We start from the raw sequence: 17,913 nt of genomic DNA, 5'->3' as shown, positions 1-17,913 counted from the left end.
GAGCACGGCATGACATATTCCGCTAACGTCCCGGTGTGGAAACCGGGCAGGGTGACGAGGTCGTCGTGGTCGGCGGCGGGGTGATCGGGCTGACGACGGCCCTCGTCCTCGCCGGGCGGGGCCGGCGGGTGCGGGTGTGGACGCGGGAGCCCGCCGAGCGCACCACCTCGGCGGTCGCGGGCGCGCTGTGGTGGCCGTACCGGATCGAGCCGGCCGCCCGCGCCCGGGCGTGGGCGCTGCGCTCGCTGGACGTGTACGAGGAATGGGCGGCGCGGCCGGAGGAGACCGGCGTACGCATGACCGAGGGGGTACTGGGCGAGACCGGGCTGGACGAGGTCCGTGCGTGGACGGCGGGCCGGCTGCCCGGGCTGCGTGCGGCGACCGCCGGGGAGTACGGCGGGTCCGGGCTGTGGGCGCGGCTGCCGCTCGTCGACATGACGGTTCATCTGCCGTGGCTGCGGGCGCGGTTGGCGGCGGCGGGCGGGGTCGTGGAGGAACGGACGGTGTCCGCTCTCGCGGAGGTCCGGGCCCCGGTCGTGGTCAACTGCACGGGGCTGGGCGCCCGGACGCTCGTACCGGATCCGTCCGTGCGACCCGTGCGCGGGCAGCTGGTCGTCGTGGAGAACCCCGGCATCCGCACCTGGCTGGTCTCCACCGCCGCCTCCGGGGAGATGGCGTACTTCCTCCCGCAGCCGGGCGGGCTGGTGCTGGGCGGCACGGCGGAGGAGGACGCCTGGTCGGCGGAGCCGGACCCGGCGGTGGCCGAGGCGATCGTGGAGCGGTGCGCCGCGCTGCGGCCCGAGATCGCCGGGGCGCGGGTCCTGGCCCACCGGGTGGGGCTGCGGCCCGCGCGGGACGCGGTGCGGCTGGAGCGCGAGGTGCAGCCGAACGGGCGGGTGCTCGTGCACCACTACGGCCACGGCGGCGCGGGCGTGACGGTGGCCTGGGGGTGCGCGGAGGAGGCGGCCGGGCTGGTGGAGGGGTGAGCCCGGCCGCTGCGGGGCCGCGGCGGCCGGGTCCCCGGCGCCCGCCCCCGCCCGAGCCGGGGGCGGGCGGGGCCGGTCAGGGTCTGCCGATCGGGTCGCCCTCCACGTCCGTGCCGGGCCCCGGGCCGACGCGGATCCGGAAGTCGCCGTCGTAGCGCTCGTGGCCCTCGACGACCGCCAGTTCCACGGCCTCGGAGCCCATCTCGCCGCGCACGATGAGGGGGTCGCGGCGCAGGTCGCGCAGGAGGGCGGCGCACATGAAGATCATCACGACGACGAACGGGGCCGCCGCGAGGATCGTGAGGTTCTGCAGGCCGGTCAGCGCGTCGCCCTGGCCGCTGCCGACCAGGAGCATGATGGCGGCCACCGCGCCGGTGACCACGCCCCAGAACACCACCACCGGGCGGCTCGGTTCGAGGGCGCCGCGCTGGGAGAGGGTGCCCATCACGATGGAGGCGGCGTCGGCGCCCGAGACGAAGAAGATGCCGACGAGGATCATCACCAGCAGGCTGGTGACGGTCGCGACGGGGAACTCCCGGAGCACGGCGAAGAGCTGCCCCTCGGGGGTGGTCTCCGCGCCGAGCCGCCCCTGTTCCCGCATCTTCATCGCCGAGCCGCCGAAGACCGCGAACCAGACCAGGCTGACCGTGCTGGGGACGAGGATGACGCCGCCGATGAACTGCCGGATCGTGCGGCCCCGGCTGATGCGGGCGATGAACATGCCGACGAACGGCGTCCAGGAGATCCACCAGGCCCAGTAGAAGACGGTCCAGCTGCTCAGCCAGCCGGCGACGCCCTCGCCGCCGGCCTCGGTGCGGCCGGCGAGCTGGGGCAGGTCGCCGAGGTAGGCGAAGACGGAGGTGGGGAGCAGGTCGAGGACGATGACGGTGGGGCCGGCCACGAACACGAACAGGGCGAGGGCCAGCGCCAGCACCATGTTGGTGTTCGACAGCCACTGGATGCCGCGTTCGACGCCGGAGACGGCGGAGGCGACGAACGCCGCGGTCAGCACCGCGATGACGGTGACGAGCAGTCCGGTGCTCACCTCGTCCATCCAGCCCAGCTCCTCCACCCCGGAGCCGATCTGGAGCGCGCCGAGCCCGAGGGAGGCCGCGGAGCCGAAGACGGTGGCGACGATGGCGAGCATGTCGATGATCCGGCCGCCGACGCCGTTCGCGTTCTTCTCGCCGATGAGCGGGGTGAAGACGGCGCTGATGGTCTGGCGGCGGCGCCTGCGGAAGGTGCTGTAGGCGATGCCGAGGCCGACCACGGCGTAGATGCCCCACGGGTGGAGCGTCCAGTGGAAGAGGGTGGTGGCCATGGCCGTCTGCATGCGGTCGCCGGAGCCGGCCGGGTCGGTGCCCGGCGGGGCGGTGGTGTAGTGGGCGAGCGGCTCGCTCACGCCGTAGAACATCAGGCCGATGCCCATGCCCGCGCTGAACATCATCGCGACCCACGACACGGTGCGGAACTCGGGTTTCTCGCCCTCCGCGCCGAGGTGGATCCGGCCGTAGCGGCTGACGGCGAGCCAGAGGGCGAAGACGACGAAGCCCGAGGCGGCCAGCACGAACGCCCAGCCGCCGTTGTGCATCAGCCCGCCGAGCATGCTGCCGGAGACGTCCGTGAGCGAGTCGGTCGCGGTGGCGCCCCAGACCACGAAGGCGAGCGTGAGGACGGCGGTCACCCCGAAGACGACCCGGTCGGTCCGGGGCCGTTCCCGGCCGGGGAGGCCCGCTTCCGAACCCGGCAGCGAGCCTCTCGCGTGGCGTTGCTCGTCGCTTCCCTCGTCGTGCGTCACAGGCAGCACCCTTTCGGCCCGGTAGGTGGCCGGAATTGTTCCCCTCTGGAGGCGCTTCTATCCCCCGGGACGCCGATGTCGTTCCCTCAGCAGCGGGTCACGGGCTCGCCCGCCGTCAGGTGGTGGGCGGCGCGCTCGTCGAGCAGCAGCGGGACGAGGGCGCGCAGCGACTGGCGCAGGGGGACGAGGGCGCCGTCGCCGTCGCGGCGCGCGTGGACGCCGTGCAGGGCGAGTTCGTCGCCGAACTCCGCGTACTGGGCGGCGTCGAGCCGGTAGGCGCAGGGCGGGTCCTGGAGCACCTCCGACGGCTCGGGCGGGTCGTTGTCGGCGCCGCCGAGGTACACCGGCCCGGTGTCCTTCAGGCCCGCGAGCCGGGCGGCGCCGGTCGCCGCCCCGATGCGTCCGCGCCGCTCGTCGGCGTAGGCGAACAGGCCGTCCAGGGAGGCGAGTTGGGAGTGCACGCGACGGCGGTTGTTCAGCGCCTCGTCCTGCTTCTCCTCGTCGGTGAGCGCGTCGACGCGGCTCTCGATGAGCAGGCCGACGGCGTGCTTGACACCGGAGGTGTTCCGCAGGATGCGCTCCTGGCCGTCACCGGCGGTCTGCCGGATCGGGTCGCCGGTGGCCGGGTCGGTCCAGATGCCGTAGGTGCCGGTCGAGTGGCCGGCGTCCTGGGCCGCGGGGCGGACGTACGCCCGGGACAGGGTCCGTGCCTCGTCGTGGACGGCGTCCCGAGTGTTGAGGTTGCGCGGCCACAGGTCGAACAGGTCCTTGTCGTAGTACGGGGGTGTGGCGCCGTACTCGTGCAGGTCGTAGATCACGTCGGGGCGCCGGTCGCGGACGACGGCGGCCAGGGCGCGGGCCTCGGCGGTCCTCAGGGCGAGGTGGTCGCGGTTGACGTCGACGCCGTCGCTGTTGCCGCGGGTGTCGGCGGCCCGGCCGTCGGGGTTGGCGGTGGGGACGACGAGCACGGCCGTGCGGTCCAGGAAGTGCCGGGTCCGCCGGTCGGTCGCGTAGGCCAGGTCGCGGACGGTGGACAAGCAGGCCTCGCGGCCGGCGGGTTCGTCGCCGTGCTGGCTGCACACCAGGAGCACCGTGTGCGGGGCGGTCTTCCGGCCGAGGGTGACGAGCTGGAGCGGGCGGCCCTGCTTCGTGGTGCCGATGCGGTCGACCGAGACCCGGTGGCTCGCCCGGTCGGCGGCGGCCAGGAGCCGCTGTTCCTCGGGCTGCGTGGTCCAGCGGGCGCCGTTCGACTGTTCGAAGCCGGTGCGCGGCGGGGCGGACGAGGCGGTGTCGGCCGCCTGGGTCGGTGCGGTGACGAGGGACGCGGCGAGGGCCGCGGTGGTGAGGGTCAGGACGCGGAAGCGGTTCACTGGCCTCCCTCCGGGACGCGGTGGACGGTGGACGGCGCGGTCACGCCGTCGAGGGGCGTGGCCCCCGGGGCGTGGGACGGGGAACCGGCGGTGGCGCGGGCGAAGGCGGCGGGGCCGCCGGTGAACGGTACGCGGGCCGAGGTGCGGGCGAGGTCGAGGGTGAGGACCGGCGTGTCGGCCGGGGGGTCGAGGAGGTCCCGGTCGGTGCCCGCCACGATCAGCGCGAGGCGGTGCCCGGCCGGGACGACGTGGTCGGTGGCGGCGAGGTCCAGGGTGACGGTGTACGGCTTGCCCGGGGTGAGCGGGGCGCCCTCGCCGGTGCCGGTGTCGTGGCCGAGGTCGGCCCAGCCGCGGCTGACGATCGTGTAGCCGACGTCGGCCGTCCTGGCGGCCGTCTCCTGGTAGCAGGGGCTGTCGCCCGGTGTGCTCGCGCCCCAGCAGGTGCGGTCGGTGAGCGTGGTGATGCCCTCGCCCGCATCGGCGTAGTCGCGGATGGTGGCGGGGCCGAGGTCGACGAGGACGGCGGACAGGTGGGCCGTCGGCGTGGTGGGCGTCGCGGTCACGGTGACCGTGGAGGAGCCGGACAGGCGCAGGCCGCGGGTGAGCGGGCCGGTGGTGAATCCGGCCTTGTCCGGTGTCGGGGTGTCGATCCGGGCCGCCCAGTCGGTCTCGCTCAGCTCCCGGTCGTCGGTGAAGGTCTCGGTGCCGTGGCCCTTGCGCAGGCCGAGGGTGCCGACGCCCGGCTGTGCGCCCCGGGCGGGGCGCAGGGTGGTGGTACGGGTGCCGTGGGGCGGCCAGACAGCCGAGGTGACCCACTGGTCGGGCCCGCGTTCGATGTCGGCCATGGGTTCGCGGTCGATGCCGTTGTCGTAGCCGAGCAGTTCGTGGTCGAACCAGCGGTGCAGGGTGTCGACCCACTCGGCGCGGCGGAAGTCGAAGGGGTCGACGTGCCCGGTCTGCGAGAGCCAGATCTTGCGCTCGACGCCGTTCTTCGCGAGCGCGTCCCACCACGGGCCGACGTGCTGCATGCGGACGTTGAGGTCCTGCATGCCGTGGACGAGGAAGACGCTGGCCTTCACCTTGCTCGCGGCCCGCACGTAGTCGCGCTCGGTCCACAGCGGCGTCCGGTCGCCGGTGCGCGGGGCTCCGTCGACGAGCTCGCGCTGCACGGCGTCGCACGTGGCGCGGGCGCCGGGGCTGCTGACGTACTCCGACAGCCAGTCGGGGCCGGAGCCGTACAGCGGGGCGCCCTGGGCGAAGTAGTAGTCGTACCAGGAGGAGATGGCGGCGATCGGGACGATCGTCTCCAGGCCCTCGACGCCGGTGGCGGCGACACCGTTGGCGATGGTGCCGTCCCAGCTCTTGCCGATCATGCCGGTGCGGCCGTTGGTCCAGTCGGCCCGGGCGCGCTGGGTGCCGGTGCGGGTGGTGTAGGCCGTGGCGCGTCCGTTGAGCCAGTCCACGACGGCCTTGGCGGACTGGATGTCGGAGCGTCCGCCGACGTCGGCACAGCCGTCGGAGCGGTTGGTTCCGGCCAGATCGACGCCGACGAAGGCGTAGCCGCGGGGCACGAAGTAGTTGTCGTAGAAGAGCGGCATCCGCACGACGTCGCCGTCCGCGTCGTAGGTCTTCCGCTGGCTCTCGTTGCCGCGCCCGCAGCAGGAGTAGTACGGGCTGGCCTCCATGATGACGGGGACCTCGCGGCCCCGCCGGGCGGGTTCGGCGGGGCGGACGATGTCGACGGCGACGCGGTCGGTCTTTCCGTCGCCGTTCCCGTCGAGCCCGGTGTCCACCCATACGGCCTCGCGGATGGCGTCGCCGTACGAGTAGACGGGTTCGCTCGTGCGCGGGGCGGCGGTCCGTGCCGCGGCGGGCGTGACGAGCGCGGCCAGGAGGGCGGCGGTGGCCGCCGCCGCGAGCGGTCTCCGGGGCGTGCGGCGTATGCGTGTCGGCATGCGCGGACGGTACATCGGTCAACTGCCGTACAGAAGAGGGCATCCGGACGGCGGACGGGGTGGGTGCCCACCGGCGGGACGAGTGGTTCATGACGGCCGAATGGCGATCGTGTGACAGCGGTGGCCATGGACACACGGGAGGTGACGGGGACTCAATAGGCTGTCGAACAGACGTCCTGCCTCTACGACTTGGAGTTCTCGTGCACCGCAGAATCATCGCGCCGGGAGCACTGGCCGCGTCCACCCTGTTGCTGGCGATCCCGGCATCGGCCGCGAGCTTCTCCCCCGGCGCACCGGGCATCGGCGATCCCTATTACCCGGCCTACGGCAACGGCGGATACGACGTCTCCCACTACGACCTGCGGCTGACGTACCAGCCGGCCACGGACCGGCTGGAGGGCACGGCGACCATCCTGGCCAAGGCCACCCAGGACCTGTCGCGGTTCAACCTGGACTTCCTGCTCGACGTGAGCGAGGTGCGGGTGAACGGCGCCAAGGCGTCGTTCGCGTCCACCGGCGAGCACGAGCTCGCGATCACGCCGAAGAGCCCGCTGCGCAAGGGCGCGCCCGTCACCGTGGTGGTGCGCTACAGCGGCGTCCCGTCGGAGAAGCAGGCCTACGGCTTCACCAGCTGGCACCGCACCCCGGACGGCGGCGTCGCGGCCAACGAGCCCGAGGCGGCCTGGTGGTGGTTCCCCAGCAACGACCACCCGCTCGACAAGGCCACCTACGACGTGTCGGTGCAGGTCCCGGACGGCACCCAGGCCATCTCCAACGGCACGCTCCAGTCGACCACGTCCCGGCTGGGCTGGACCCGGTGGAACTGGCGGTCCGACAAGCCGCAGGCCACCTATCTCGCCACGCTGGCCCTCGGCCGGTTCGACCTCACCACGGGCACCACCGAGAGCGGCATTCCGGTCGTCAACGCGTACAGCAAGGACCTGGGCGCCCACGACGGCGCGGCGCGGGCCAGCCTGGAGCGGACCGGGGAGGTCGCCGACTGGCTGGCCGGGTACTTCGGGCCCTACCCGTACAACGCGCTCGGCGGGTACGTGCCGAACACGGACACCGGGTACGCGCTGGAGACGCAGACCCGGCCGTTCTACAGTCCGCGCCAGTTCGCGAACGGCTCGAACGTGTCCGTCGTCGTCCACGAGCTGGCCCACCAGTGGTACGGCGACCTGGTGTCGGTGCGCGGCTGGAAGGACATCTGGATCAACGAGGGCTTCGCGCGGTACGCGCAGTGGCTGTGGTCCGAGCACGAGGGCGAGGGCACGGCGCAGGAGCTCGCCGACTACGTCTACGCCTCGCACCCGGCCGACGACCCGTTCTGGACGGTGAAGCCCGGGGACCCGGGGCCCGAGCACCAGTTCGACATCGCCGTCTACGACCGGGGCGCCCTGGCCCTGCAGGCGCTGCGCAACGAGATCGGCGACGAGGCGTTCTTCGCGATCCTCAAGGGCTGGCCGGCGAGGTACGCCCACGGCAACGCGTCGGTCGCCGACTTCCGCCGGTACGCCGAGGAGGTGTCCGGCAAGCCGCTGGCCGCGCTCTTCGGCACCTGGCTGTTCCAGCCGTCGAAGCCGGCCGCGCCCGCCGCGCGCGCGGCCTCCGTCGCGACCGCCCCGGACGCGCCGGTGCGGCCGAGGTCGTGGAAGAAGATCGCCGCGACGAACGGCGTGCACGAGCACGGGCGGGAGCACCGGCGGGCGCACGGGCACTGAGCGGACGGTACGGCAAGGCCCGGGCGGCGCGGCGAAGCCGGCCGCCCGGGCCTGGGCTCGGTGCTCGTGCGTTGTTTCCCCGGCTGCTACTTCCTCAGCTCGGCGAGCTCCTCGTCGGCGTTCCGGCCGACGCGGCGGCGGACTCCGAACCAGCCGGCGACCAGCATGACCGCGATCACCGGGATGAGCAGGAGGGTCTTGCGGCCGACCTCCGGGTCGTTCCACATCATGCCGAGGCAGGCCAGCAGGAACGCGATCGTGGCGATCTCCGTGACCGGGCTGCCCCACAGCCGGAAGTGCGGGCGGGTCACCAGGCCGGCCTTGGCGCGGCGGACGAAGATCACGTGGCAGATCATGATGATCACCCAGGTGCTGATGATGCCCAGGGAGGCGACGTTCAGCACGATCTCGAAGGCCTTGCTCGGCATCAGGTAGTTCAGGCCGACGCCGAGCACGCAGATGCCGCAGGTCAGCAGGATGCCGCCGTAGGGGACCTGGCTGCGGCTCATCACGCGGGTGAACTTGGGGGCGGAGCCCGCCATCGCCATGGAGCGCAGAATGCGGCCGGTGGAGTACAGGCCGGAGTTCAGCGAGGACATGGCGGCGGTGAGGACGACCAGGTTCATCACGTCGCCGGCGGCCGGGACGCCGATCTTGGACAGGACGGTGACGAACGGGCTCTCGTCGGCCGAGTAGACCGAGCCGGGCAGCAGCAGCGCCAGCAGGACGACCGAGCCGACGTAGAACAGGCCGACCCGCCACATGATCGAGTTCACCGCGCGCGGGACGACCTTCTCCGGCTCGGCGGTCTCGCCGGCGGCGACGCCGACCAGCTCCAGCGCGGCGTACGCGAAGATCACGCCCTGCATGACGAGGACGACGGGCATCAGGCCGTGCGGGAAGACGCCGCCGTGGTCCGTGATCATGTGCAGGCCGGGCTTCTCGCCGCCCACCTCGTGCTGGGTGGCCAGCAGGAAGATGCCGATCAGCATGAAGCCGACCAGGGTGGCGACCTTGACGATCGCGAACCAGAACTCCATCTCGCCGAAGATCTTCACCGAGATCAGGTTCACGGCGAGGACCACGGCGAGCGCGATCAGCGCCAGCACCCATTGCGGGATGGGCGTGAACAGGCTCCAGTAGTGCGTGTACAGCGCGATCGCGGTGATGTCGGCGATGCCGGTCGTCGACCAGTTCAGGAAGTACATCCAGCCGGCGACGTACGCGCCCTTCTCGCCGAGGAACTCGCGCGCGTACGACACGAAGGACCCGGACGAGGGCCGGTACAGGACCAGCTCGCCGAGCGCGCGTACGACGAAGAACGCGAAGACGCCGCAGACGAGGTAGGCCAGCGCGAGCGCCGGGCCGGCGTTGTGCAGGCGGCCACCGGCGCCCAGGAAGAGGCCGGTGCCGATGGCCCCGCCGATGGCGATCATGTTGACGTGGCGGGCCTTGAGGTCCTTGCTGTAACCGGCGTCGCCCGCGTCCGCGGGCGTCTGGGTCGCCTGAGGATGGGCGGCAACCTGTGCCGTGTCAACGGCGTCCTTGCTCACGGGTGGTACCACTCTCTGGTGCGCCCGGGCGGGTCGCGCCCGGGACGTCCGTACGTGTCCTGGCCCGCACCACCCTTGAACGGGGCACAGACCAAGGCAGCACTTTCCCACATCGCCACGGTTACATGCGGTGACGCGAGTCACAGAGCGTTACTTCTCACATGATCCATCGCGCGTCTTCATCACGGCCGCCCCGTCTTCACGGTCCGGTCACACAGGTGACGTGCGAGGTTTCACAGTACGGGTGAGACAGCGATACTGCTGCGCATGACGACCGACACCGAGGAACCGGCCCTCACGATCGACGAGCTCGCCGCGCGGGCCGGCGTCACGGTGCGCACGATCCGTTTCTACGGCACCAAGGGCCTGCTGCCGCCCCCGGTGCTCGGTCCGCGCCGGGTGGGACGGTACGGCGGGGAGCACCTGGCCCGGCTGGCGCTGATCGAGGAGTTCCAGCGCCAGGGCATGACGCTCGCCGCGATCGAACGCCATCTGCGGCGGCTGCCGCCCGGCCTGTCCGCCCGGGACCTCGCCCTGCACCGCGCGGTCGTCGCGTCCTGGGCGCCGGACACCGTGGAGACGGTGACCCTGGAGGAGCTGGAGCGGCGGGCGGGCCGGCCGCTGACCGGCGAGGAGGTGGAGCGGCTGGCGGCGATGGACGTCGTCGAGCGGGACGGGGACGCCTACCGCGTCGACACCGGGCTGCTCCGGCTCGGCGTCGAGCTGCTCGACGTACCCCTGTCCCCCGAGACGGTCCTCGCCGCGCGCACGGCTCTGCTGGAGCACTCCCGCGCCGCCGCGCGGGACCTGTCGCGGCTGCTGCGGGAGGCGGTCGCCGAACGCGGCACGCGGGACGTGAAGTCCCTGTCCGCCCACATGCAGCCGCTGGTCGTGCAGGCCCTGCTGACCACCTTCCAGCGGTCGCTCCGGGAGGAGCTGCGGGAGTGGCTCGGCGGTGACGCCGAGGGCCGGGGCGGCGCGGAGGGCCTCAGCGGCCGTCCGTGAAGATCTCCCCCTTCTCCGCCTTCTCCACCAGCAGCGCGGGCGGCGTGAACCGCTCGCCGTAGCGCTCGGCCAGCTCCCGCGCGCGGGCGACGAAGCCGGGAAGGCCCCCTTCGTAGCCGTTGATGTACTGGAGCACTCCCCCGGTCCAGCCGGGGAAGCCGATGCCGAGGATCGAGCCGATGTTGGCGTCGGCGACGGAGGTCAGCACGCCTTCCTCCAGCAGCCGGACGGTGTCCAGGGCCTCGGAGAACAGCATGCGCTCCTGCATGTCCCGGAACGGGATCTCGTACCCCGGCCTGGTGAAGTGCTCCCGCAGGCCCGGCCACAGGCCGGTGCGCCTGCCGTCGTCCCCGTAGTCGTAGAAGCCGGCGCCGCCGCTGCGGCCGGTGCGGCCGAACTCGTCGACCATGCGGTCGACGACGGCCTCGGCGGGGTGCGGGGTCCAGGTGCCGCCCGCCTCCTCGACGGCCCGCCTGGTCTCCTGGCGGATCCTGCGGGGCAGGGTGAGGGTCAGCTCGTCCATCAGGGAGAGCACCTTGGCCGGGTAGCCCGCCTGGGCTGCGGCCTGCTCCACCGACGCGGGCTCGATGCCCTCGCCGACCATCGCCACGCCCTCGTCGATGAAGCGGCCGATGACGCGGGAGGTGAAGAAGCCGCGCGAGTCGTTGACGACGATCGGCGTCTTGCCGATCTGCCGCACGAGGTCGAAGGCGCGGGCCAGGGCCTCGTCCCCCGTCCGCTCGCCCTTGACGATCTCGACGAGCGGCATCTTGTCGACGGGCGAGAAGAAGTGCAGCCCGATGAAGTCGGCCTGGCGCTCCACGCCCTCGGCGAGCGTGGTGATGGGCAGGGTGGAGGTGTTGGAGCACAGCAGCGCGTCGGGGGCGACGACGTTCTGGACCTCCTGGAACACCTTGTGCTTCAGGGCGGTGTCCTCGAAGACGGCCTCGATGACCGCGTCGCAGCCCGCGAGGTCCTGCACCTCGGCGGTGGGCGTGATGCGGGCGAGCAGCGCGTCGGCCTTCTCCCGCGTCGTACGGCCCTTGGCGACGGCCTTCTCGCACAGCTTCTCGGAGTAGCCCTTGCCCTTGACGGCGGCCTCCAGGGAGACGTCCTTCAGGACGACGTCGATGCCCGCGCGGGCGCACGCGTAGGCGATGCCCGCGCCCATCATCCCGGCGCCGAGGACGGCGGCCCTGCGGACCCGTCGGGGTTCGATGCCGCGCGGGCGGCCGGCGCCGGAGTTGACGGCCTGGAGGTCGAAGAAGAACGCCTGGATCATGTTCTTCGACGTCTGTCCGGTGGCCAGCTCGACGAAGTAGCGGGCCTCGACGACCTGCGCGGTCTCGAAGTCGACCTGGGCGCCCTCGACGGCGGCGGCGAGGATGTTGCGCGGGGCCGGGTAGGGGGCGCCGTTCGTCTGCTTGCGCAGGTTGGCCGGGAAGGCGGGCAGGTTGGCCGCGAACTTCGGGTTGCTCGGCGTGCCGCCCGGGATGCGGTAGCCGGGCCGGTCCCAGGGCTGGGCGGACTCGGGGTGGGCGTCGATGAAAGCGCGGGCCCGGGCCAGCAGGTCCTCGGGGCTGTCGGCCACCTCGTCGACCAGGCCGTTGTCCAGGGCGCGGCGCGGGGTGTACTGCTGCCCCTGGAGGAGGACCTTCAGCAGGGCGTCGGTGATGCCGAGCAGGCGGACGGTGCGGACGACGCCGCCGCCTCCGGGGAGCAGGCCGAGGGTGACCTCGGGGCAGCCGATCTTCGAGCCGGGCGCGTCCAGGGCGACGCGGTGGTGGCAGGCCAGGGCGATCTCGTAGCCGCCGCCGAGCGCGGCGCCGTTGATCGCGGCGACGACCGGCTTGCCGAGGGTCTCGATGCGGCGCAGGTTCCGCTTGATCGCCAGGCCGCCGTCGAACAGCTCCCGCGCGGTCTCGGGGGTGGCCCGGATCAGGTCGCGCAGGTCGCCGCCGGCGAAGAAGGTCTTCTTGGCGGAGGTGACGATCACGCCCCGGATGGCGTCCTTCTCGGCCTCCAGGCGGTCGGTGACCGCGGCGAGGGACTCCCGGAACGCCTGGTTCATGGTGTTGGCGGACTGGTTCGGGTCGTCGAGGACGAGGGTGACGACGCCGGTGTCGTCCTGCTCCCAGCGGATGGTGGTGGACTCGGTGCTCATGCGGGTGTGCTCCAGGTGATCCGTCGGGAGGGGGTCAGACGCGCTCGACGACGGTGGCGATGCCCATGCCGCCGCCGACGCACAGGGTGGCCAGGCCGTACCGCTTGTCCTGGCGTTCCAGTTCGTCCACGAGCGTGCCGAGGATCATCGCGCCGGTGGCGCCGAGGGGGTGGCCGAGGGCGATCGCGCCGCCGTTGACGTTGACCTTGTCCAGGGACAGGCCCATGTCCCGCACGAAGCGCAGGACGACCGCGGCGAACGCCTCGTTGATCTCGACCAGGTCGATGTCGTCGATGGTCAGCCCGGCCTTGGCGAGCGCCTTGCGGGTGGCGGGGGCGGGGCCGGTGAGCATGATGGTGGGCTCGGAGCCGGAGACGGCGGCGGAGACGATCCGCGCGCGAGGGGTGAGGCCATAGCGCTCGCCGGTCTCCTTGGAGCCGATGGCGACCAGGGCGGCGCCGTCCACGATGCCGGAGGAGTTGCCCGCGTGGTGGACGTGGTCGATCTTCTCCACCCAGTGGTACTTCTGGAGCGCCACCGCGTCGAAGCCGCCCAGTTCGCCGATGTCGGCGAAGGACGGCTTGAGGGAGGCGAGGGAGTCGGCGGTGGTGCCGGGGCGCAGGTGCTCGTCGCGGTCGAGGACGACCAGGCCGTTGCGGTCCCTCACCGGCACGACGGACCGCTCGAAGCGGCCCTCCTTCCAGGCGGTGGCCGCCCGCTCCTGGGACAGCGCCGCGTACTCGTCGACGTCGCGGCGGGAGAAGCCCTCGATGGTCGCGATCAGGTCGGCGCCGATGCCCTGCGGCACGAAGTTGGTGGCGAGGTTGGTCATCGGGTCGTTGAACCAGGCGCCGCCGTCGGAGGCCATCGGCACCCGCGACATCGACTCGACGCCGCCCGCGAGGACGAGGTCCTCCCAGCCGGAGCGCACCTTGGCGGCGGCCAGGTTGACGGCCTCCAGACCCGAGGCACAGAAGCGGTTCTCCTGGACGCCGGCCACCGTGTCCGGCAGCCCGGCGGCGATCGCGGCGATGCGGGCGATGTCGGAGCCCTGGTCGCCGACCGGGCCGACCACGCCGAGCACGATGTCGTCGACGGCGGCCGGGTCCAGGCCCGGGAAGCGGGCGCGGATCTCGTGGATGAGGCCGACGACCAGGTCGACGGGCTTGGTGCCGTGCAGGGCGCCGGTCGCCTTGCCGCGTCCGCGCGGGGTGCGGATCGCGTCGTAGACGTACGCTTCGGTGGTCACTGGAGGGCCTTTCGCTGAGGGTTTCGGGGCGGGGTCGGGGCGGGGCCGGCGCTCACGGGTCCGGCGGCCGGGCGGTCAGGAGCCGGGGCACGTCCCAGTCGCGGGCGACGGCCTCGGTGTCGGCGCCCGGCAGGGCCGGCCCCGTGCGGACGGCGGTGGGGGTCGCGGAGAAGCGGGGGGCGGGGGCGGGCTGGGTGAGGCCGCCGTGGCCGGTGAAGGTGGAGCGGGCGGCGAGGTGGGGGTGGTGCGGGGCCTCGCGCAGCGACAGGACGGGGGCCACGCACGCGTCGGAGTCTTCGAAGACGGCCGTCCACTCGTCCCTGGTACGGGTCTTGAAGCGGGCGGCGATCGCCTCGCGCAGCTCGCCCCAGCGGGCCGGGTCGTCGCGGGCCGGTGCCCGGTCCGGGATGCCGAGGAGGCGCATGAACTCCTCGTAGAACCGCTGCTCCAGCGCGCCGACCGCCATGTACCGGCCGTCGGCCGTCTCGTAGGTGCCGTAGAACGGGCAGCCGCCGTCGAGGAGGTTGGCGCCGCGGCGGTCCTGCCAGCCGCCGGCGGCGAGCATGCCGTGGATCATCGCGGAGAGGTGGGCGGTGCCGTCGACGATGGCGGCGTCGACGACCTGTCCGGTGCCGGTCGCGCGCGCGTGGTGCAGGGCGGCGAGGACGCCGACGACGAGGTAGAGGGAGCCGCCCGCGTAGTCGCCGAGGAGGTTGGCGGGGACGGCGGGCGGGCGGTCCGGCTCGCCGATCATGCCGAGGGTGCCGGTGAGCGCGATGTACGCGATGTCGTGCCCCGCGCGGGAGGCGAGCGGGCCCTGCTGGCCCCAGCCGGTCATGCGGCCGTAGACCAGGCGGGGGTTGCGGGCGTGGCACGGCTCGGGGCCGACGCCGAGGCGCTCGGCGACGCCGGGCCGGTAGCCCTCGACGAGGATGTCGGCGCGGGCGGCCAGGTCGAGGACACGGGCGGGGCCGTCCGGGGACTTCAGGTCGACGATCACCGAGCGCTTGTTGCGGTGGGTGACGTCGTGGGCGGGGTCGATCGCCAGGCCGGGGCCGCCGGGGCGGTCGACGCGGACCACGTCGGCGCCCAGGTCGGCGAGGAGCATGGCGGCGAAGGGGCCGGGCCCGATGCCGGCCAGCTCGACCACGCGCACGCCCGTGAGCGGGCCGTCCCCCGGCGTCTTCGCCTCTGCCATCGAGCCCCCAGCTCTGTGACACACATGATGTAACACCAGCGATGCTAAGAACGTGTTCCCACCGGCACAAGGGTCTGGGCAAGCAAGCGCTTAGCCCATGATCCTCCGGCTCGCCGTCGGGACCCGGCACTCCCCACGCTAGCCTCGGCCACCGACAACGGCGCGTGGTGCGGACCGGCGGTGACAGAGAGGCCAGGGAGTGTCATGAACGGGCTGAACGTACCGAACGAGCCGAACGGGCCGAACGGGCCGAGCGGGACGAACGGACCGAACGGGCCGAACGGGATGAACGGGCCGAACGGGCTGAACGGGATGAACAAGGCGGACCGTCCGTACGACATCGTGCTCTTCGGCGCGACCGGCTTCGTCGGCGGACTCACCGCCGAGTACCTCGCCGCCCACGCGCCCCGGGGGCTGCGCTGGGCGATCGCCGGACGCAGCGAGGACGGGCTCCGGCGGCTGCGGGAACGGCTGTCCGCCCGGTGGCCGGACGGCGCGGAGCCCGGCGTCCTGCGGGCGGACGCCTCGGACCCGGCCTCGCTGCGGGAACTCGCCCGCCACGCGCGCGTGGTGGCCACGACGGTGGGCCCCTACGTGACGTACGGAGAGGAGCTCGTCGCCGCCTGCGCCGACAGCGGCACGGACTGTCTCGACCTCACGGGCGAGCCCGAATTCGTCGACCTGGTGTACGTCCGCCACGACGCACGCGCGCGGGAGACCGGCGCGCGGCTGGTGCACGCGTGCGGCTTCGACTCGGTCCCGCACGACCTGGGCGTGTACTTCACGGTCCGGCAGCTGCCCGAGGGCGTGCCGCTGACCGTGGACGGGTTCGTGACCGCGCACGCCTCCTTCTCGGGCGGCACGTTCGCCTCCGCGCTGGGGCAGTTCGCGCGTCTGCGGCAGATGCGGGCCGCCGCGCGGGACCGCCGGCGGCACGAGCCGCGGCTGGTGGGGCGCCGGGTGGCGACGCCGACGGGGGCGCCGCGGTTCGCCGGGGAGGTCGGCGCGTGGGCGCTGCCGCTGCCGACCGTCGACCCGCAGATCGTACGGCGCTCCGCGCGGGCGCTGGCCCGCTACGGCCCCGACTTCCGCTACCGCCACTACGCGGCCGTACGGCACCTCCCCGTCGCGGTGGGCGGGGCCGCGGCCCTCGGCGCGCTGGTGGCGGCGGCCCAGGTGCCGGCCGCGCGACGCCGGCTGTCCGGCCTGGTCCGGCCCGGCGACGGGCCCGGGCCGCAGCGGCGGGCGCGGAGCTGGTTCACGGTCCGCTTCGTCGGCGAGGGCGGCGGGCGGCGCGTGTTCACGGAGGTCACGGGCGGCGACCCCGGGTACGACGAGACGGCGAAGATGTTCGCCGAGGCGGCCCTGTCCCTGGCCCTCGACGACCTGCCGCCGACGGCGGGACAGGTCACCCCGGCCGTGGCGATGGGGGACGCGCTGATCGGACGGCTGCGGGCGGCGGGCATCGGCTTCCGGCTGGCCGCGGTCCGCTGACCGGCGGCCCCGCCCACCACGTCCCGCGGGCCCGCCCACCACGTCCCGCGGGCCCGCCCTGCCACGTCCCGCGGGCCCGCCCTGCCATATCCCACAGGCCCGCCGCGGCCTACGACCACCACTCCACGACGGTGTAGAGCATCCCTCCGGCCCAGGCCAGCCCCGCCGCCACGGCGAGGGCCAGCCCGGCCGTCACGGCGCGCTCGGCGGGGCGGCCGGGGCGGCCGGGGCGGGCCACGGACTTCGGTGCGCGGTGCGTCGTCATACGGCCGAGCCTGCCGGTCCGGGCGGCGGCCCCGCATCCGTACGGCTACTCAGAGGGCGTACTCAGCCGGCCCGCGCGTACGGCAGCCCGCCCTCCCCTGGATTTGAGACTTTCCCGCCTCACTCCCACCTGCTGTCGGCCCCGCTCACGCGAAACTGCCAAGAAGGAGTTCAATGAAACACTTGAAGGCATGAGATTCCTCCTCGAAGTCACCATGGACGACGGCGCGTTGGCCGAGGACCCGGCGGATGAGCTCGGCCGGATCCTGCGGTACTGGGGCGGCAACCTCCGCCACTACGCACTCCGGCCCGGCGACGGCTCGGCCGTCTACGACTCGGCCTACCGGGAGGTGGGCAGCTGGCGGATCGAAGAACCGTCCGGGTGAGCCGGGCCGCCCCCGGCCCGGCGGATGCGGCGGGCGCGGCGGTCAGGCCGGCCGGGAGGCCGCGCGCAGCGCCGTACGGCACAGGGCGTCCGCCCGGCGCGTGGTCTCCGGCAGGCGGTGGGCGGGGGTCAGCGCGAGCGTGTGCGCACAGGCGTCGCCCAGGCCGACGCGGTGGCCGACGGAGACGAAGACCGGCTTGACGGCGTCCCGCGTGCGCAGGGCGCGGCCGACCTCCTCGGTGCCCGCGAGCAGCGGGGAGGTGCTGCCGCGCGGCGCGTCCGGCTCGGCGTACGTGAAGGTGAACGGGTTCTTGGCCACGCCGATCGTGGGCAGTCCGGTGAGTACGCCGAGGTGGCTGGCGAGGCCGAAGCGGCGCGGGTGGGCGAGGCCGTAGCCGTCGCAGACGACGAGTCCGGGAGGGCGGGGCAGGGCGTCCAGGGCGGCGAGGACGGCCGGGATCTCGCGGAAGGCGAGCAGGCCGGGGACGTAGGGGAAGGCGACGCGTCCGACGGCGGTGGCCTCGGCGACGACGGCGAGGGTCGCGGCGTCCAGGACGACGGCCGCGGCGGCGACCAGGTCCCGCTCGTCGTCGTAGGCCACGTCCACTCCGGTGACATGGCCGGTCCCGGGCGGCGGCCCCGGCTCGTCGAGCACCACCCGCCCGCGCAGTTCCTCCTGGACGGCGCGGGCCTGCTCCTCCGTCACGGGCCAGCCCTCGGGAACGCCCACGGTCGTCGTGCTGGGGTCGGTCGTCATGGTGGGGTCGA

General features: G+C 73.4%; 14 protein-coding genes. 5 read left to right on the top strand and 9 right to left on the bottom strand.

What is annotated here, in order from left to right:
* The first annotated feature begins 35 nt into the window (after positions 1 to 35).
* The gene (locus tag ABZ340_RS14045; RefSeq protein ID WP_358782005.1) at positions 36 to 986 is read left to right on the top strand and encodes an FAD-dependent oxidoreductase; all 951 of its coding nucleotides are present in this window, start codon (positions 36 to 38) and stop codon (positions 984 to 986) included.
* Between the two features lie 76 nt (positions 987 to 1,062).
* Here ABZ340_RS14045 and ABZ340_RS14040 read toward each other — a convergent pair whose 3' ends face one another.
* The 3 genes from ABZ340_RS14040 to ABZ340_RS14030 form a co-directional block, all read right to left on the bottom strand.
* Complete coding sequence (locus tag ABZ340_RS14040; RefSeq protein WP_358782004.1) at positions 1,063 to 2,784, bottom strand: BCCT family transporter; 1,722 nt, start codon at positions 2,782 to 2,784, stop codon at positions 1,063 to 1,065.
* A gap of 86 nt (positions 2,785 to 2,870) precedes the next feature.
* Complete coding sequence (locus tag ABZ340_RS14035) at positions 2,871 to 4,154, bottom strand: M14 family metallocarboxypeptidase (protein WP_358782003.1); 1,284 nt, start codon at positions 4,152 to 4,154, stop codon at positions 2,871 to 2,873.
* Positions 4,151 to 6,109 (bottom strand): Xaa-Pro dipeptidyl-peptidase, encoded by a 1,959-nt coding sequence (locus ABZ340_RS14030; protein WP_358782002.1) that lies wholly within the window; start codon positions 6,107 to 6,109, stop codon positions 4,151 to 4,153. Before ABZ340_RS14030 ends, ABZ340_RS14035 begins: the two co-directional genes overlap by 4 nt.
* A gap of 200 nt (positions 6,110 to 6,309) precedes the next feature.
* Here ABZ340_RS14030 and ABZ340_RS14025 point away from each other — a divergent pair, with 200 nt between their 5' ends.
* Complete coding sequence (locus ABZ340_RS14025; RefSeq protein WP_358782001.1) at positions 6,310 to 7,833, top strand: M1 family metallopeptidase; 1,524 nt, start codon at positions 6,310 to 6,312, stop codon at positions 7,831 to 7,833.
* Positions 7,834 to 7,919: 86 nt separating this feature from the next.
* Here the strand turns inward: ABZ340_RS14025 and ABZ340_RS14020 are convergent, their stop codons facing one another.
* The gene (locus ABZ340_RS14020; protein WP_358782000.1) at positions 7,920 to 9,386 is read right to left on the bottom strand and encodes an amino acid permease; all 1,467 of its coding nucleotides are present in this window, start codon (positions 9,384 to 9,386) and stop codon (positions 7,920 to 7,922) included.
* Between the two features lie 267 nt (positions 9,387 to 9,653).
* On the opposite strand from ABZ340_RS14020, the gene ABZ340_RS14015 reads away from it, so the two are divergent.
* The gene (locus tag ABZ340_RS14015; protein WP_358781999.1) at positions 9,654 to 10,391 is read left to right on the top strand and encodes a MerR family transcriptional regulator; all 738 of its coding nucleotides are present in this window, start codon (positions 9,654 to 9,656) and stop codon (positions 10,389 to 10,391) included.
* Here the strand turns inward: ABZ340_RS14015 and ABZ340_RS14010 are convergent.
* Genes ABZ340_RS14010 through ABZ340_RS14000 form a run of 3 tightly spaced genes read right to left on the bottom strand, consistent with a single transcriptional unit; the run spans position 10,375 to position 15,002 of the window.
* Complete coding sequence (locus ABZ340_RS14010) at positions 10,375 to 12,555, bottom strand: 3-hydroxyacyl-CoA dehydrogenase NAD-binding domain-containing protein (protein WP_358781998.1); 2,181 nt, start codon at positions 12,553 to 12,555, stop codon at positions 10,375 to 10,377. The two genes, ABZ340_RS14015 and ABZ340_RS14010, sit on opposite strands and share 17 nt — an antisense overlap.
* Positions 12,556 to 12,589: 34 nt before the next feature.
* Complete coding sequence (locus ABZ340_RS14005; RefSeq protein ID WP_358781997.1) at positions 12,590 to 13,804, bottom strand: acetyl-CoA C-acetyltransferase; 1,215 nt, start codon at positions 13,802 to 13,804, stop codon at positions 12,590 to 12,592.
* Positions 13,805 to 13,856: 52 nt separating this feature from the next.
* Positions 13,857 to 15,002, bottom strand: coding sequence for a CaiB/BaiF CoA-transferase family protein (locus ABZ340_RS14000; protein ID WP_358781996.1), 1,146 nt, complete (start codon positions 15,000 to 15,002; stop codon positions 13,857 to 13,859).
* A gap of 303 nt (positions 15,003 to 15,305) precedes the next feature.
* On the opposite strand from ABZ340_RS14000, the gene ABZ340_RS13995 reads away from it, so the two are divergent.
* Positions 15,306 to 16,496: a saccharopine dehydrogenase NADP-binding domain-containing protein gene (locus tag ABZ340_RS13995; RefSeq protein WP_358782029.1), complete on the top strand. Its 1,191-nt coding sequence runs from the start codon at positions 15,306 to 15,308 to the stop codon at positions 16,494 to 16,496.
* Between the two features lie 109 nt (positions 16,497 to 16,605).
* Here ABZ340_RS13995 and ABZ340_RS13990 read toward each other — a convergent pair whose 3' ends face one another.
* Complete coding sequence (locus ABZ340_RS13990; protein ID WP_358781995.1) at positions 16,606 to 16,761, bottom strand: hypothetical protein; 156 nt, start codon at positions 16,759 to 16,761, stop codon at positions 16,606 to 16,608.
* Positions 16,762 to 16,951: 190 nt separating this feature from the next.
* Between ABZ340_RS13990 and ABZ340_RS13985 the strand changes: the two genes are divergently transcribed.
* Positions 16,952 to 17,146, top strand: a complete 195-nt coding sequence (locus ABZ340_RS13985) for a hypothetical protein (protein ID WP_358781994.1) — start codon at positions 16,952 to 16,954, stop codon at positions 17,144 to 17,146.
* Between the two features lie 42 nt (positions 17,147 to 17,188).
* Here ABZ340_RS13985 and ABZ340_RS13980 read toward each other — a convergent pair whose 3' ends face one another.
* A complete protein-coding gene (locus tag ABZ340_RS13980; RefSeq protein ID WP_358781993.1) occupies positions 17,189 to 17,902 on the bottom strand; it encodes an endonuclease V in 714 nt (237 codons plus the stop codon).
* Between the last annotated feature and the right edge of the window lie 11 nt (positions 17,903 to 17,913).

It is taken from the genome of Streptomyces sp. NPDC006134 (assembly GCF_040628835.1).
In the GTDB taxonomy this organism is placed as follows: Bacteria; Actinomycetota; Actinomycetes; order Streptomycetales; family Streptomycetaceae; genus Streptomyces.
This window is presented reverse-complemented; position numbering and strand designations above follow the sequence as displayed.